13 protein-coding genes are annotated in these 15,538 nt (G+C 73.4%); 10 read left to right on the forward strand and 3 right to left on the reverse strand.

The window, feature by feature from the left end; genetic code table 11:
• Positions 1 to 3 precede the first annotated feature (3 nt).
• The 7 genes from LZG04_RS20675 (at position 4) to LZG04_RS20705 (ending at position 6,584) form a co-directional block, all read left to right on the forward strand.
• Positions 4 to 705: an SRPBCC family protein gene (locus tag LZG04_RS20675; protein ID WP_308199205.1), complete on the forward strand. Its 702-nt coding sequence runs from the start codon at positions 4 to 6 to the stop codon at positions 703 to 705.
• Positions 690 to 1,019 (forward strand): TcmI family type II polyketide cyclase, encoded by a 330-nt coding sequence (locus tag LZG04_RS20680; protein ID WP_233819393.1) that lies wholly within the window; start codon positions 690 to 692, stop codon positions 1,017 to 1,019. Before LZG04_RS20675 ends, LZG04_RS20680 begins: the two co-directional genes overlap by 16 nt.
• Positions 1,016 to 2,674, forward strand: coding sequence for an FAD-dependent oxidoreductase (locus LZG04_RS20685; RefSeq protein WP_233819394.1), 1,659 nt, complete (start codon positions 1,016 to 1,018; stop codon positions 2,672 to 2,674). Before LZG04_RS20680 ends, LZG04_RS20685 begins: the two co-directional genes overlap by 4 nt.
• Positions 2,675 to 3,290: 616 nt before the next feature.
• Positions 3,291 to 4,463 (forward strand): putative glycoside hydrolase family 15 protein, encoded by a 1,173-nt coding sequence (locus LZG04_RS20690; RefSeq protein ID WP_233819395.1) that lies wholly within the window; start codon positions 3,291 to 3,293, stop codon positions 4,461 to 4,463.
• Between the two features lie 122 nt (positions 4,464 to 4,585).
• Positions 4,586 to 5,200: an energy-coupling factor transporter transmembrane protein EcfT gene (locus LZG04_RS20695; RefSeq protein ID WP_233819396.1), complete on the forward strand. Its 615-nt coding sequence runs from the start codon at positions 4,586 to 4,588 to the stop codon at positions 5,198 to 5,200.
• 143 nt (positions 5,201 to 5,343) lie between these two features.
• Positions 5,344 to 5,904: a biotin transporter BioY gene (locus LZG04_RS20700; protein WP_233819397.1), complete on the forward strand. Its 561-nt coding sequence runs from the start codon at positions 5,344 to 5,346 to the stop codon at positions 5,902 to 5,904.
• Positions 5,901 to 6,584: an energy-coupling factor ABC transporter ATP-binding protein gene (locus tag LZG04_RS20705; RefSeq protein ID WP_233819398.1), complete on the forward strand. Its 684-nt coding sequence runs from the start codon at positions 5,901 to 5,903 to the stop codon at positions 6,582 to 6,584. The genes LZG04_RS20700 and LZG04_RS20705 overlap by 4 nt, the downstream gene beginning before the upstream one ends.
• A gap of 26 nt (positions 6,585 to 6,610) precedes the next feature.
• Here LZG04_RS20705 and LZG04_RS20710 read toward each other — a convergent pair whose 3' ends face one another.
• Positions 6,611 to 8,059 carry an ATP-binding protein gene (locus LZG04_RS20710; protein WP_374202841.1) on the reverse strand — a complete coding sequence of 483 codons (1,449 nt, stop codon included), beginning with the start codon at positions 8,057 to 8,059 and terminating at the stop codon, positions 6,611 to 6,613.
• A gap of 1 nt (position 8,060) precedes the next feature.
• Entirely contained in the window at positions 8,061 to 9,740 is a 1,680-nt protein-coding gene (locus LZG04_RS20715) for an FAD-dependent oxidoreductase (protein WP_233819399.1), read from the reverse strand.
• A gap of 56 nt (positions 9,741 to 9,796) precedes the next feature.
• Here LZG04_RS20715 and LZG04_RS20720 point away from each other — a divergent pair, with 56 nt between their 5' ends.
• The 3 genes from LZG04_RS20720 to LZG04_RS41870 all read left to right on the forward strand — a co-directional run bounded on the left by LZG04_RS20720 (position 9,797) and on the right by LZG04_RS41870 (position 15,030).
• Positions 9,797 to 12,829 carry a BTAD domain-containing putative transcriptional regulator gene (locus LZG04_RS20720; RefSeq protein WP_233819400.1) on the forward strand — a complete coding sequence of 1,011 codons (3,033 nt, stop codon included), beginning with the start codon at positions 9,797 to 9,799 and terminating at the stop codon, positions 12,827 to 12,829.
• A gap of 60 nt (positions 12,830 to 12,889) precedes the next feature.
• Positions 12,890 to 14,371, forward strand: coding sequence for a bifunctional 3-(3-hydroxy-phenyl)propionate/3-hydroxycinnamic acid hydroxylase (locus LZG04_RS20725; protein WP_233819401.1), 1,482 nt, complete (start codon positions 12,890 to 12,892; stop codon positions 14,369 to 14,371).
• A 557-nt stretch (positions 14,372 to 14,928) separates the two neighbouring features.
• Positions 14,929 to 15,030, forward strand: a complete 102-nt coding sequence (locus LZG04_RS41870; RefSeq protein WP_267937221.1) for a BBE domain-containing protein — start codon at positions 14,929 to 14,931, stop codon at positions 15,028 to 15,030.
• Between the two features lie 4 nt (positions 15,031 to 15,034).
• Here the strand turns inward: LZG04_RS41870 and LZG04_RS20735 are convergent, their stop codons facing one another.
• On the reverse strand, positions 15,035 to 15,448 hold the full coding sequence (locus LZG04_RS20735; RefSeq protein WP_233819403.1) for a hypothetical protein: 414 nt from the start codon (positions 15,446 to 15,448) through the stop codon (positions 15,035 to 15,037).
• Positions 15,449 to 15,538 lie beyond the last annotated feature (90 nt).

A 15,538-nucleotide genomic window follows, 5' to 3' on the forward strand; every position in this document is an offset into this window, starting at 1 on the left:
GAGATGGGCACGACGCTGACCGCGGGCGACCTGGCGGCACTGATCAGCAGGTGCACCGGCGTGACCGTCACCGACGAGCAGGTGGGCGATGCCGGGGTGACGTTCACCGACCTCGGGATCGACTCCCTCGGCGTCCTCGGGGTGGTGGCGGAGCTCCAGCGCGGCCACGGCGCGCCGGCCGACGCCGACATCTGCCCGGAGCACTCGCCACGCGAGCTGCTCGCCCTGCTGCCGCCGCCCCGGGACGTCCCGGGGCACACCGACAACGAGATCACCATCGCCGCGCCGCTCGACCTGGTCTGGTCGACCACCAACGACGTCGAGGGCTGGCCGCGGCTGTTCAGCGAGTACGCCTCGGTGGAGGTGCTGGAGCGCGACGGCGACCGCGTGGTGATGCGGCTGACGACGCACCCCGACGACCAGGGCCGGGTGTGGAGCTGGGTCTCCGAACGCGTCGCCGACCCGGCCACCCGCACGGTCACCGCCCGTCGCCTCGAAACCGGGCCGTTCGAGCACATGCGCCTGCGCTGGACCTACCACGAGACCGCCGAAGGGGTGCGCCTGCGCTGGGTGCAGGACTTCGCCATGAAGCCGGACGCGCCGGTGGACGACGCCGCCATGACCCGGCGCATCAACCACAACAGCGGCGTGCAGCTGGCGCGGATCAAGCAACTGGTCGAGGAGCGCGCGTGCACCGCACCCTGATCGTGGCCCGCATGGTCCCGGGCGCGGCCGCCCGCATCGCCGACGTGTTCCGCCACTCCGACCAGGACACCGACCTGCCGGGCCTGATCGGCGTGCGCGGGCGCAGCCTGTTCCAGTTCGGCGAGCTGTACCTCCACCTCGTCGAGGGCGCGCAGCCGGTCGAGCAGGCCGTGTCCGCCCACCGCCACCACCCCGAGTTCCGGCGCATCAGCGACGAGCTGCGCCCGCACGTCCGCGCCTACGACCCGGACACCTGGCGCGAACCGCGTGACGCGATGGCCCGTGAGTTCTACCGATGGGAAGCCCGACCATGACGAAGACCACCACACCCGTGCTCGTTGTCGGCGGCGGGCTGACCGGCCTGTCGGCGTCGATCTTCCTGGCCTGGCGGGGCATCCCGGTGGTGCTGGCCGAACGCCACACCGGCACGTCGACCGACCCCAAGGCCCGCGTCGTCAACCCGCGCACGATGGAGCTCTACCGCGCCGTCGGCCTGGAGCCGGCGATCCGGGCGACCCGCTCGCCGATCGAGGGGCACACCGTGGTCGCGCACGCGCCCACCGTGGCCGCGCCGGAAGCCCTGCGGCTGCCGACCGCGCTCAACGAGGACGTCGGCGCGCTGTCCCCGTGCGACTGGGCCACCATCGACCAGAACCAACTGGAACCGCTCCTGCGCGACCGGGCCGTGGACCTCGGCGTGGACGTGCGGTTCGGCACGGAGGTGCGCGACCTGCGTGACGCCGGCGACCACGTGACCGCCCTGCTGTGCGACCGCGTGGGCGGACGGCCGCACGAGGTCACCGCGCGGCACGTGATCGCCGCCGACGGCGCGCACAGCCCGGTGCGGGCGATGCTCGGCATCCCGCACGACGGGCCGGGTGCGCTGACCCGGTTGCTCACCGTGTACTTCCAGGCGGACCTGTCCCGACCGCTGGCCGGCCGCAAGGTCATCGCGATGATCCTGCACAACCCCACCGTGCGCGGCACCCTCACCCCGCTCGACCAGCGGGGGCACTGGCGGTTCTCGATCTCGATCGGCCACGACGAGGACCCGGCCGGCTACACCGAGCAGCGGTGCGGGGAGCTGCTGCGGGCCGCGTTGGGCGTCGACGTGCCCGTCCGGCTGGACCGGGTGTCCCGGACGCCGTGGGAGGTCTCGGCCCAGGTCGCGCGGACGGTGCGGGTCGGGCGGGTGTTCGTGGCGGGCGACGCGGCGCACGTGATGCCGCCGATCGGGGCGTTCGGGGCGAGCACCGGGGTGCAGGACGCGTTCAACCTGGCGTGGAAGCTGGCCCTGGTCCACCTCGGGACGGCCGGTGAGTCGCTGCTGGACACCTACGAGGTGGAACGCCTGCCCGTGGCGCGGCGGACCACCCGTGAAGCGCTCCGGCGCTACGAGTTCGGCCAGGGCCGCCGGCGCGGCGAGGTGGGTGGAGCGCCGACCGCCCAGCGGAACACGATCTTCGGCTACGCCTACCGCGACGGCGCGTTCATACCGGAACCCGACACCGCGTCCGACGGTGTGGACACCGACGAGTGCCTGGTCGAGGACCCGGACCACCCCTCGGGCAGGCCGGGCAGCCGAGCACCGCACCTGGTCCTGCGCCGCCGTGACGCGCAACTGTCGGTGCTCGACCTGTTCGGCGAAGGTTTTGTGCTGCTCACCGGCCCGACCGCGGTCGGGTGGGGCGCCGCGGCCGCGACCGTCGCCGACCGCACGGGCCTCGGCCTCACCTGCCACCGGATCGGCGACGAACTGCGCGACATCGACGGCGTGTTCAGCTCCCGCTACGGCATCGGACCGGACGGGGTGGTCCTGGTGCGCCCGGACGGTTTCGTCGCCTGGCGGGCCCCACTGGGCCACCCCGCCCCGGACACCGTCCTGGCCGACGTCGTGGACCGGGTGCTGTGCCGTGCGGCGGAGGGGAGCCGGGTGCCGATCGGCGCGGCGGAGGTCTCCGGCACCTGACCTGCTGTCCCGGCGAGGAGCCCTGCCCTGCCCCAGGGCTCCTCGCCGCCGCCCTGCCGACGAACGACCGCGCGGCCGCCCATCAGCCGGCACCACCCCCGATCCCCGCACCCGAACCGCCGCGCCGCGCGGGTCCCGGCTCCCTCGGCCCGAGACCCGCGGCCGCGGTGATGCGCGGCACCGGCGAGGTCGAAAGCGCCCGTGCTCGGCCACTCCTCCTCCCCCGCAGTGGCTCCTCTCCACCTGTCGCACCGGCGTGCCGTGATCGTTAAACAGTTGACCGAATTGCCACGGCCAATAGAGACGCGCGATTCGTGCGTGGTGTGGCGTGCGTTACTTGACTTGCCGGACGAGTAACGGTTTTACTGCCGTCGCGCAATCACCTACCGGCTGGTAAGTGATCTTTGCGCTACCGACACGAGGGCGGGCGCGCCCATTTCTGTCGCACTCACACGCTTTTTCGTCGTGCCGACGGTGGGTGACGCCCGCAGCAAACCGGGAGTCCGGCATGTCCCTGCTCAATCGCCATGACCGCGTCCGACATCGGCTTGCGCGCCGCGCCCGGGCCCGCATACTGCTACCCGTCGTCGCCTGCGCCCTGACGGCGGCGGTCGCCGTGCCGTCCCACGCGACCAGCGCCGCCGGGCAGCCCGCCGTCAGCGGAGGTAGCACCATCCAGTCGTTCTGGCTGCACATGAACAGCACACCGGTCTCCGACGAGGTGCTGGCCACCGAGGCGCGCCGGCGCGCGTACATCGTGCTCAACGCGTGGGAAGGCGACCTCGTCGGGAAGCTGAAGGCGGCGAACCCGGCCGTCCAGGTGTTCGTCTACAAGGATTTGTCTTCCACGCGTTCGTACGCGTGCCGTAACGGCGTGGACGACGCACAGTTGCCGACCGGTGTCGGTTATTGCCAGGCCGAAAAAGACCACCCCGAGTGGTTCCTGCTGGACCCGAACGGCCGCCGGTTCGAGTACTCGGGTTATTCCGGTCACTGGCAGATGGACGTCGGCAACACCGCCTACCAGGACGCGTGGGCGGCGAACGTGATCGAGAGCAGCACCGAAGCGGGGTTCGACGGCGTGTTCATGGACAACGCGCTGTTCCCCTGCGACGCCTACCACCAGGGCGTGTGCCCGGCGAAGTACCCGACCGACGCCGCGATCCAGGACGCGTACAAGTCGATGCTGGCCAACACCCGCGAGGACTTCGTCGCCGCCGGGCTGAAGACGGTCGCGAACCTGTCCAACGCCCGCCTGCACGCCGGCGCCTGGGACGCCTACACCGAGCACCTCGACGGCGGCTTCGACGAGTGGTGGCTGACGTTCAACGACAACGACCTGCTCTCGGAGTACCCCGAGGGCTGGAGCAGGCAGGTCGCCGAGATCACCTCCAACGAGGCCCGGGGCAAGATCACCTGGGTGCAGCCGCACCACACCGCGGGCGCGGACCGGCCCTACCGCTTCGCGCTGGCCAGCTACCTGCTCGCCACCGGCGACAAGGCCGCCATCGCCAGCATCGACCAGACCGACGGCTACGGCGACCCCACCCCCTGGCGCACCGAGTACGACTGGGACCTCGGCACACCCATCGGGCCTTACAAGTCGGTCGGCGCGAACCTGTACCTCCGCGACTTCACCTGCGGCACGGTCGTGGTCAACGCCAACCGCACCGACACCCGGTCCGTCACCGTCCCCCTCGACGGCGACCACCTCAACGAACGCGGCACCCGGGTCGACCAGGTCTCCCTGGCCGGCACCTCCGGCGCGATCCTGCGCAAGACCTGCTGACCGAAGGCACCGACGAACAGCGCCGGTAACGTGCGCCGCCCGAAACGGGTGCCGCCATCGGTGGCACCCATTTCGGGCGGTCGGCGAAACCACGACCGCGTCTCACGCGGTAGGAATGGGCCATGCTCAGCCTCTACCACGACGCCCGCTCACCGGTGCACGCCCTGCCCGCCGGGGCGAAGCTGCTGACGTTGTTCGCGGTGGGCACGGGGCTGTTCTTCGTGCGGTCGCTGCCGGGCCTGGGGATCACGCTGGCGGTGGTGGTCGCGCTCTACGCGGTGGCACGGGTGCCGTGGCGCACCGCGTGGGGCCAGTTGCGGCCCGTGCTGCCGTTCACCGCGCTGATCCTCGTCGCGCAGCTCGTGCTGACCGACTGGCGGACCGCCGTGCTGGTCGGCGTGCGGATCCTGGTGCTGGTGCTGCTGGCCAACCTGGTGACGCTCACCACCCGCACGTCGGCGATGATCACCGCGATCGAGGTCGCGCTGGGCCCGTTGCGGCCACTGGGCGTGCGGCCGGAACGGGTGGGGCTGCTCGTGGCGCTGACCATCCGGTTCATCCCGGTGATCAAGGAGCAGGCCGACCAGGTGCGCGCGGCGCAGAAGGCCCGCGGCGTCGAGCGCAGCTTCGCGTTCCTGACCCCGTTGCTGATCAAGACCTTGCGGCTGGCCGACGGCCTGGGCGAGGCGCTCGACGCCCGCGGCCTCGACGCGGAGCCGCCGCGCCGGCGCTCGTAGCGGCTCGACGGGCCGAGGTTTCGCGGCAGTGCCGCCGCGTTCACCCGCCGGTTGGGACGCGGCCGGGACCGCATCGCGAGCCGGCTATGATCCCGGCGAACCGGCCCGGGATTTCCGGCGGTGCGCAGGGGAAGGGGTCCGGGGTGCGGACGAAAGACATCGCGCTGATCGCGCTGTTCGCGGCGATCATGGTCGTGCTGGGTTTCTTCCCGCTCATCGAGCTGCCCCTCGTGCCCGCCCCGTTCACCTCCCAGACCCTCGGCGTGATCCTCGCCGGGTCGATCCTCGGCGCCCGCCGGGGCGGCCTGGCCATCCTGCTGTTCGTCGTGCTGGTCCTGGTCGGGCTCCCGGTGCTGCCGGGTGGCCGCGGCGGTCTCGGCGTGGTCCTGGGTCCGACGGGCGGTTTCATCCTGGCCTACCCGGTGGGCGCGTTCGTGGTCGGCCTGCTGACCGAACGGCTGTGGCGGCGGTACAACCTCGGTGTCGCGCTGCTGTGCAACGCGGTCGGCGGCGCGCTGGTGCTCTACGTCATCGGCATCCCGTGGATGGCGGTCGCGGCGGGCCTGCCGCTGGGCCGGGCGATCACCAGCTCGGTGGTGTTCCTGCCCGGTGACGCGATCAAGGTCGTGATCGGCTCGCTCGCCGCCGTCGCGGTGCGCCGCGCGTACCCGCTGATCGAACCGCGGGCCGAGGTCGCCAGGTGACGATCGAGCTGGAGGGCGTCGGCCACCGGTTCGGCGACCGCCGGGTGCTGCGGGACGTCGACCTGCGGCTCGACGAGGAGCGCGTGGGCGTCATCGGCTCCAACGGCTCCGGCAAGAGCACGTTCGCGCGCCTGCTCAACGGCCTGCTGGTGCCCACCGAGGGCCGGGTGCGGGTGGACGGCCTCGACACCCGCAAGCAGGGCAAGGCGGTCCGCCGCCGGGTCGGGTTCGTCTTCCAGGACCCCGACGTGCAGATCGTGATGCCTACCGTGGCCGAGGACCTCGCGTTCGGGCTCAAGCACCACGGGGTGGCGCGCGACGAGATCGACCGGCGGGTCGCCGACACCCTCGCCGCCTACGGCCTGGCGGAGTTCCGCGACCACCCGGCACACCTGCTCAGCGGTGGCCAGAAGCAGTTGCTCGCGATCGCGGCGGTGCTCGTGCTGGAGCCCGAGCACGTGGTGTTCGACGAGCCCACCACCCTGCTCGACCTGCGCAACCGGCGCCGGATCGGCAGGCTGATCCACGACCTGCCGCAGCAGGTCGTCGTGGTGTCGCACGACCTGGAGCTGCTCGCGGGCTTCGACCGGGTGGTCCTGTTCGAGGGCGGTCGGGTGGTCGCCGACGGGCCGGCCGAGCAGACCATCGCGGCCTACCTCGCGATGCACCCGCCGCTCTGACCGGTCCGGATCGCCGTCGAGCAGGCTCAGGCCGCGCCGTCGCGCGGAGGTTCGGTCGGTGGTGGCGTCAACGGCAGGTGGACCCGGAAGCGGGTGTCACCGGGTTCGGACTCCACCCGGATGTCGCCGTGGTGGCGCTCGACCACGATCCGCCAGGAGATGTCCAGCCCCAGCCCGGTGCCCTCGCCGACCGCCTTGGTGGTGAAGAACGGCTCGAAGATCCGCCCCTTCACCTCGGGCGCGATGCCCGCGCCGGTGTCGCCGACCTCCACCACCAGGTCGTCGCCCGCACGGCAGGTGCGCACGGTCAACGTGCCGTCGCGGTCCATGGCGGCCACCGCGTTGTCGATCAGGTTCGTCCACACCTGGTTGAGCTCGGCCGGGTACGCGGGCAGCGGCGGCAGCGACCGGTCGTAGTCCTTGACCACGCGCACGCGGTCGCCGATCTTGCCGCCCAGCATCACGAGCGTGGAGTCGAGCAATTCGTGCACGTCGACCACCTGGAACGGGGCCCGGTCGACCTGCGAGTACTGCTTGGCCGCGCCGACCAGCGTGGACACCCTCGTGGTGGCGTCCTCGATCTCGTTCATCAACGTCTCGGTCTCCACCGTGTAGGCCAGCCAGCGCACGGCGGCCTCGGTGGCGGTCTGCGGGCACAGCGCCGCCGCCCGGTCGAGCCACTCGACGTCCAGCCCGCCCGCGACCAGCACCGGCGCGAGGTCCCAGCCGGCCGCCACGCCGTGCGCGTCGAGCCAGTCGGCGACCTCGTCCTCCAGGTCGGCCGTCTGCATCGGGCTGAGCTTCGGGGCCTTCGCCACCCGCTCGACCGCGCTCTCCTGCAACTTCACCAGCACCGGCAGCGTGGCCGGGTCGATCGACCCGCTCGCCAGCAGCGCCAGCTTGTGCCGCATCCCCGCCACCCGCTCGCGCAACGCGCCCGTGGCCCGCACCGCGGCGGCGGCCGGGTTGTTCAGCTCGTGGGTCAGCCCGGCCGACAACGAACCCAGCGCGAGCAGCCGTTCCCGCTGGCTGACGATCCGCTCGGTGTTGCGCATGCCGAAGAACAGGCCCTCCAGCAGGTGGATGGCCATCGGGAACCACGAGCGGAACATCGCGCCGAAGTCGTGCGCGGGCAACTGGTACAGCCGCACGTCGGTCACGGCGTCGGCGGTCATCTGGTAGACCGTGGCGGCCTCGGCGTCCGCACCCAGGTACGCCTGCGTCGCGCCGAAGTACGCGCCGCGATGGTCGGTGCGGTTGGTCTCGACGCGTTGGCCGCCGATGATCCGGCTGAGCGCCACCGTGCCGTCCAGCAGCACGAAGAAGCAGGTCGCCGGTTGGCCTTCGCGCAACACCTGCGTGCCCGCCGCGTGCGTCTCCACCTGGCCGTGCGCGACGAGCCACGAGAGCTGCTCCTCCGACAGGTGTTCGAACAGGAACAGCCCGCGCAGGTCGTCGACCGTCAGGTTCTCCACGTCAGGACCTCTCCAGGTAGCGGTGGACCAGCGACACGGCCATCGCGCCGTCGCCGACCGCCGAGGCCACCCGCTTCACCGAGTCCGCGCGCACGTCACCGGCCACGAACACGCCCGGCAGGCTGGTTTCCAGGTGGTAGGGCGGCCGGTCGAGGTCCCAGCCGTCGGGCAGGCGGCCGTCGGTGACCAGGTCCGGTCCGGCGAGCACGAACCCGCGCTCGTCGCGGGCCAGCGTGCCGTCCAGCCAGTCGGTGTGCGGGGCCGCGCCGATGAACGCGAACAGCCACGACGTCGGCACGGTCGTCGTCTCGCCGGTCTTGGTGTGCCGCAGCGTCACCGTCTCCAGGTGCTGCTCCCCCGTGCCGCCGACGACCTCGGTGCACGTGCGCACCTCGACGTTGTCGACCCGGGCGAGCTGTTCGACCAGGTAGTGCGACATGGAGCGGGCCAGCGAGTCGCCGCGCACGACCAGCACGACCCGCCGGGCGTGCGCGGCGAAGTACAGGGCGGCCTGGCCCGCCGAGTTCGCCCCGCCGACCAGGTAGACGTCCTGGCCCGCGCAGGCCGGGCCCTCGGTGGTGGCCGCGCCGTAGAACACGCCCCGGCCGGTCAACCCGTCGAGGCCCGGCGCGTCCAGCATCCGGTAGGACACGCCGGTGGCGAGGATGACGGTGTGCGCGGCCAGCTCCGTGCCGTCGCCCAGCCGCACCACGCGTGCCGCGCCGCGGGCCTCCAGGCCGACGACGTCGCACGCGGTCAGCACCTCGACGTCGAACTTCAGCGCCTGCCGGCGGGCCCGGTCGGTCAACTGCTCGCCGGACACGCCGTCGGGGAAGCCGAGGTAGTTCTCGATCCGGCTGCTGGTGCCCGCCTGGCCGCCGGTGGCGCGCCGCTCGACCAGCACCGTGCGCAGCCCTTCCGAGCCGCCGTAGACCGCCGCGCCCAGCCCGGCCGGGCCGCCGCCGACCACGATCAGGTCGTAGAAGTCGGTGGACGGCCGCGTGGTCAGGCCGACCCGGGCGGCCAGCTCCGCGTCGGTCGGCTCCACCAGCGTCTCACCTTCGGCGGTGATGACCACGGGCAGCCGCACGCCGTCCTCACCGCACGCGGTGAGCAGCCGCCCGACCTCGGGGTCGGCGTCGTCCACCGCGTGCCAGCGGAACGGGACGGAGTTGCGGGCCAGGAAGTCGCGCACCTCGTAGGACCGCGACGACCACCGGTGCCCGATCACCCGGACCTGCCTGGCCGGGCCGCGGTCGGCCGCCTTCCACGCGCTGAGCAGGTCGTCCAGCACCGGGTACAGCTTCTCCTCCGGCGGGTCCCACGGCTTGAGCAGGTAGTGGTCGAGGTCGACGACGTTGATCGCGCGGATCGCCGCGTCGGTGTCGGCGTAGGCGGTGAGCAGCACCCGCCGCGCCGCGGGGAACAGGTCCATCGCGGCTTCGAGGAACTCGATGCCGCTCATGCCGGGCATCCGGTAGTCGGCCAGCAGGACCGCCACCTCCTCGCCGCGCAGCTTGATCTCACGCACGGCGTCGAGCGCCTGCGGCCCCGACTCGGCCCGCACGATCCGGTAGTTCTCGCCGTACTTGCGGCGCAGGTCGCGCGCCACGGACCGGGACACGCCCGGGTCGTCGTCCACGGTCAGGATCGAGGGCCTGGCGACCTGAGGTGTCGTCATGTCCTCCATTGTCGTTCCCGCCCGTGCGGCCGCCCCGACCCGGTTACCCTCTGCGGGTGTTCGACGCCGTGCGGTTCGGGGTCCTGGGGCCGTTGCGGGTGGAGCGCGACGGCGTGCCGGTGGCGTTGGGCGGACCCAGGCAGCGCGACCTGGTGACGCTGCTGGTGCTGCGCGCCAACCGGTTCGTCAGCGCCGAGTGGCTGGTGGACGCGCTGTGGGACGGACGGCCGCCGTCGGGCGCGCAGGTCACCTTGCGCTCGTACGTGGCGGTCCTGCGCCGTGCCCTCGAACCGGAACGGGGTCCACGCGCGCCGGCCGAGCTGCTGCGCGGTCACACCGGCGGCTACGAGCTGAGCGTGCCGCCGGACGCCGTGGACGCGGTCCGCTTCACGTCGCTGGCCGGTCAGGGCGCGCGGGCGCTCGCGGACGGCGCGTGGGAGGCGGCCGAACGCCACTACGCCGACGCGTTGGCGCTGTGGCGCGGCGACGTGGCCGCCGCGGACCTGACCGCCGTCCGACCGGACGCGGTCCGCCTCGCGGAAGCCCGCACGGCGGCGGGCGAGGGCCGCTTCACCGCCGCGGTCGCCGCCGGGAGGCACCTGGCCGTGCTGCCGGAGCTGCGCCAGTTCGTGGCCGCGCACCCGGACCGGGAGAACGCCCGCGCGCAGCTGATGCTCGCGCTCTACCGGGCGGGTCGGCAGACCGAGGCGCTGGCCGCGTACGACGAGGGCCGCCGGGTGCTGGCCGACGAGCACGGCGTGGAGCCGGGTGACCTGCTGCGCGACCTGCACCACCGCATCCTGACCCACTCGGTGCCCGCGCTGGTGGACCAAGGCCCACCCGACCGCCGAACCACACCAACGGCTGACCGCGGCCGCACCACCTCACCCGCCGACCTCCCCGATCCGCATCCCGCGGACCCGCGGGCCGACCTGGTCGGCCGCACGGCCGAGATCACCCTTCTGACCGACCTCCTCGCGGCGTCGGTCCGGTCCGGCGGCCGGTTCGCGGCGATCGTCGGCGAGGCGGGCATCGGCAAGACCACCCTCGCCGATGCCGTCGCCCGGCACGCCACCGCCGCCGGCATCCCGGTCGCCTGGGGGCGCTGCCCCGACTTCGGCCAGACGCCACCGTTCTGGCTGTGGACCCAGGTCGTGCGGACCCTCGCACCGCCCACGAGCGACGACCCGGCGTTGGCGGGTTTCCGCACCGGCGCCACCACGGCCACCGACGTCGACCCCACGGCCCGCTTCCGCACCTACGACGCCGTCTCGGCCCTGGTCCAGGCCGCCGCCCGCCCCGCGGGCCTCGTGCTCGTGCTGGACGACCTGCACGCCGCCGACGCCGATTCGCTGCTCCTGCTGCGCTACCTGGCCACCACCCTGCACACCTCCCGCGCGCTGGTGATCGCCACCCTGCGCCCCTACGAGCACGACCCCGCCCTGGTCGCCACCCTCGCCGACCTGGCCCGCAGCCCCGGCCACCGGCAACTGCGACCGACGGGGCTGGACGCCGACGCGGTGGCCGACCTGGTCCGCCGGCACACCGGCGCGCCCGCACCGGCCGCCCTCGTGCTGGACCTGCTCACCCGCACCGGCGGCAACCCGTTCTTCCTCACCGAACTGCTCACCTCCGCCGAGGGGACGGGTTCACCTCCGCCGAGCGTGCGCGACACCGTCCGCCTGCGGCTGCACGCCCTGGACGACCGCACCCGCGACTGGCTCGACGTGCTCAGCGTGGCGGGGCGGGACCTGGACGTGGACCTGCTCGAAGCCGTCACGGCCTCCGGGGTCCGGCTCACCCCGGACGTCGCCCACCTGGTCGTTGAAGCGGGCCCCGGCGTGGTGCGCTTCCGGCACCCGCTGTTCGCCGAGGCCGCCTACGCCGACCTCACCCCCACCCGCCGCGCCGACCTGCACGCCCGGCTCGCGGACGCCGGCGCGCACGCCCTCACCCCGGCGGAGCTGGCCCACCACTACGGCCGGGCGCGCGGCCGGGAGGACGACCACCTGCGCTGGACGCTCGAAGCCGCCGACGACGCCACCCGCCGCCTCGCCTACGAGGACGCCCTGGCGCACCTGGACCGGGCCGCCGGGCTGCTCACCGACCCCGACCGGGAGCTGGCCGTGCAGCTGCACCGCACGTCGTTGCTCCAGATCACCGTCGGCATCGGCAGCGACGCGGTCGACGCGGCCGCCGCCCGCGCCCTCGACCTGCTCACCCGCGTGGGCCCCGACACGGACGTGCGCCCGGCCCTGTGGGCGCTGGGCGAGCTGGCGTGCAACCGCGCGGAGTTCGTCGTCGCCGAGGACCTGGCCGGTCGCCTCGCGGCCGCCGACGGCGTGATCGGCGCGGCGGGCCGCTACCTGCTGGGCGTGGTCGGCTACTTCACCGGCCGCCTGGCCGAGGCCGACGACCACCTCACCGCCGCGATCGACCGGCTGCGCGAGCTGGAGCCCCGGGAACTGGCCGCGCGGGTCGGGCGCACGCCCACGCTCGCGACCTACGACTTCCGGGCCCTGGTGCGATCCCTGCGCGGTGACGCGGACGCGGCACGGGCCGACATCGCCGCCGCACGTGCCCTCGCCGAACGCGCCGAGGACCCGTACGGGCGGGCCAACGCCGCGTTGTTCGCCGCGTGGGCCGCCTTGCAGGAGCAGGACGTCGCCGCCGTCCTCGCCGCCGCCGAGAGGTGCCGGGAGATCGGTGCGCGTCAACACATGCCGCACTTCGTCACCACGGCCGACTTCTACACCGAGTGGGCGGCCGTGCGCGGTGGGGACGTCAGCCGCCTCGATGCCCTGCGCGCGGCCCGTGAGGGCATCCACCGGCTCGGCCTGCGCTCGACCCGCACGATCACCCTCGCCGCGATGGCGGACGCCCACCTGGCCGTCGGGCGTCACGCCACCGCGTCGGCGTTGGCGGACGAGGGCCTCGCCGTGGCCGAGGCGACCGGCGAACGGGTCTTCACCGCCGAGCTGCACCGCGTCCGCGGCCTGGCCAACGACGACCCGGCCGACCTCGACACCGGCGCACGGCTGGCCGAGGCGCAGGGCTGCGCCCTGCTCAGGGTGCGGTTCCCACGCTGATCCCACAGAACCCCAACAGCCCTCCGCTGGCATGTCACCCAAACACCAGGAGGAGGACACATGGAGTTCGACGTCGTCGTGGTCGGGTGCGGGCCGGTCGGCGCGCTCACCGCCAACCTGCTCGGCACGAGGGGCGTGCGCACCCTCGTCGTCGAACGCGACACCGCGCCGCACCGGCAGCCACGCGCGTTCTCCTGCGACGACGAGGCGTTGCGGATCTACCAGCAGGCCGGTCTGCTGGACGAGGTCGCGAAGGACATGTACGCGCCGCGGCGCGCGGAGTACGTCAACGCCAAGGGCCGGGTCTTCGCCACCGTCGCCTTGGACGAGGTCGACTTCGGCCTGGGCAGCGCCGCGCTGCACTTCTTCGACCAGCCGCGCCTCGAAGCCGCCCTGCGCGCCGGGCTCGACCGGTTCCCGCACGTCACCCTGCGCACCGGCGTCGAGCTGATGCGGCTCACCCAGGACGACCGGGCCGTCACCGTCGTGCTGCGCGACCTCGACACCGGCACCGAGACCGAGGTGCGCGCGCGGTACGTGCTGGGGTGCGACGGTGCCCGCAGCACCACGCGGGTCGCGGCCGGCATCACGCTCACCGGCACGTCCTACGCCGAACCGTGGCTCGCGGTCTCCGGCGAGGTGGGCCCGGACGCGGTGCGGGTGCCGCACACCACGTTCGTCTGCGACTGGCGGCGGCCCGCGTTCGTCTCGCCCGGTGCGTTCGACACCTACCGGCTGGAGTTCATGCTCCGCCCGGACGAGGATCCCGCGCAGGTGACGAGCCCGGCGGCGGTCGCCCGGCTCGTCGCGCCCTACGTCGACCCGGACCGCTTCACCGTCACGCGTGCCGTCGTGTACACGTTCCACCACCTGGTCGCCGAGCGTTGGCGGGACCGGCGGGTGTTCCTGCTCGGCGACGCCGCCCACCAGATGCCGCCGTTCCTGGGCCAGGGCCTGTGCAGCGGGTTGCGTGACGCGGCGAACCTCACCTGGAAGCTCGCCCTGGCACTGCGGTCGCAGGCCCCGGACACGCTGCTGGACACCTACGAGGCCGAACGCCGCCCGCACACCGAGGCGATGGCCCGCACCAGCGTGCGGCTCGGCCGGGTGTTCCTGGTGCGCAACAGGGTCGCCGCGTTCGTACGGGATGTGGTGCTGCGGGCCGTGCAGACCGTGCCGCGGGTGCGCCGCCTGGTGCGCCACTTCGAGTTCAAGCCGCTGCCCGCGCTGCCGGACGGCCGCGTCATGTTCCCGCAGCCGGAGGTGGTCGTCGGGGGCGTGCGGCGGCTGCTCGACGACGTGCTCGGCCCGGACTTCGCGGTCATCGGGCCGGGCGTGGACGCCGGCACGGCGCGGGACTGGTCCGGCCCCCGCGCGAGGTTCCTGCGGATGGTGGCCGACGGCGAGCCCCACACCGAAAACGACCTCGTGGACGTCACCGGCACGCTCACCGCCTGGTTCGCCCGCCACCGCACGGACGTCGTCGTGCTGCGGCCCGACCGGTTCCCGCGCTCCGACCGCGACTTCGCCACCGCCGGCTGAAACCCGCTGCGGCGACGGCGTCGCGCACCTGCGGCATCGTCGGTGTTCGCGGTCACGACCTCCTGGTATATCGGGGGACCTGCCCGCGAAGGGGTGTCGGATGGCGGTCTTGGTGCTGGGACGGCCCGTGGTCCGGGCCGGTGGTGTGTCGCGGCACCCGGCGCGGCCGCTGGTGCACGACCGGCCCGGGATGCAGACCGCCAAGACCGAGTTCTTCGACCGACCGCTGCCCGACGACGTGGTGGCGGCGCTGCCGGCGCACCTCACCGCCGACCGCGAGCACGGCGAACTGCGCGAGATCGCCTTCACGCCGTGGCGTGGCGCGTACGGTCGGGTCGCCCCCGACACCACCGCGTTCGCCCACCGCGACCCGGCGTTCCTGGTCAAGCACACCGTCCTGGTGAGGCCGAACGGCGCGGCCCGGCGCGGGCACGAGGGGCTGGACCGGCTCGCCGCCGCGTGGGCCATCGCGCACCCGTGGGGCACGGGCCGGGTGTACCCGAACTTCCCCGACCCGACCCGGCCCAGCCCGACTGGCTGGCTGGCTGGCTGGCTGGCTGACCGCGTACTACGGGGCCAACGCCGACCGCCTGCGCGCGGTGAAGTCGCGCTACGACCCCGACGGCGCGTTCGCGTTCGCCCGGTCCGTCCCCGGCTGAGCGGTCAGTCGTCCGCGAGTTCGACGTCGGCGAGGTCGTCCACCCCGACGACGTCCACGCCGTTGAACACGACCACCACGCCCAGCTCGGTGAAGCCGGGCACGCGCACCTCGGCGAACCGGACCAGCCAGTCGCGGCCGGGGTGGAAGGTGAACTCCGGTTCGTCGATGGCGTCCGGCGCGTAGCCGGGGTGCTCGCGCAGGTGGTCGGCCGCGGCCTCGTGCGCGACGGCCAGCAGCCGCTCGCGGTCCCGCAGCACCGAGCCGATGAACTCCAGGTCGAGGTCGTCCGCGGTGGCCGGCCGTTCCACCAGCACGCTCACCGCCGTGTCGGCGACGGTCGCGTTCCAGCACGCCACTCCGTCGGGGGCGTGGTCCACCGGTGTCAGCTCGCCGAAACCGGGAATCGTGATCGTCACCCGGCGATCCTATGCGCCGCTCCCGGACGTGACCGGAACCGGGCCACCGGAGCGGCGAGAACCGGTCCGCCGTTGTCTTGACGGCGGCAC

This window comes from Saccharothrix sp. S26 (assembly GCF_021390395.1).
Classification (GTDB): domain Bacteria; phylum Actinomycetota; class Actinomycetes; order Mycobacteriales; family Pseudonocardiaceae; genus Actinosynnema.

Coding starts and splice junctions, on each gene's coding strand:
- LZG04_RS20675 (WP_308199205.1), top strand. CDS start 4: ATGGGCACGACGCTGACCGCGGGCGACCTGGCGGCACTGATCAGCAGG.
- LZG04_RS20685 (WP_233819394.1), top strand. CDS start 1,016: ATGACGAAGACCACCACACCCGTGCTCGTTGTCGGCGGCGGGCTGACC.
- LZG04_RS20695 (WP_233819396.1), top strand. CDS start 4,586: ATGCTCAGCCTCTACCACGACGCCCGCTCACCGGTGCACGCCCTGCCC.
- LZG04_RS20715 (WP_233819399.1), bottom strand. CDS start 9,740: ATGACGACACCTCAGGTCGCCAGGCCCTCGATCCTGACCGTGGACGAC.
- LZG04_RS20725 (WP_233819401.1), top strand. CDS start 12,890: ATGGAGTTCGACGTCGTCGTGGTCGGGTGCGGGCCGGTCGGCGCGCTC.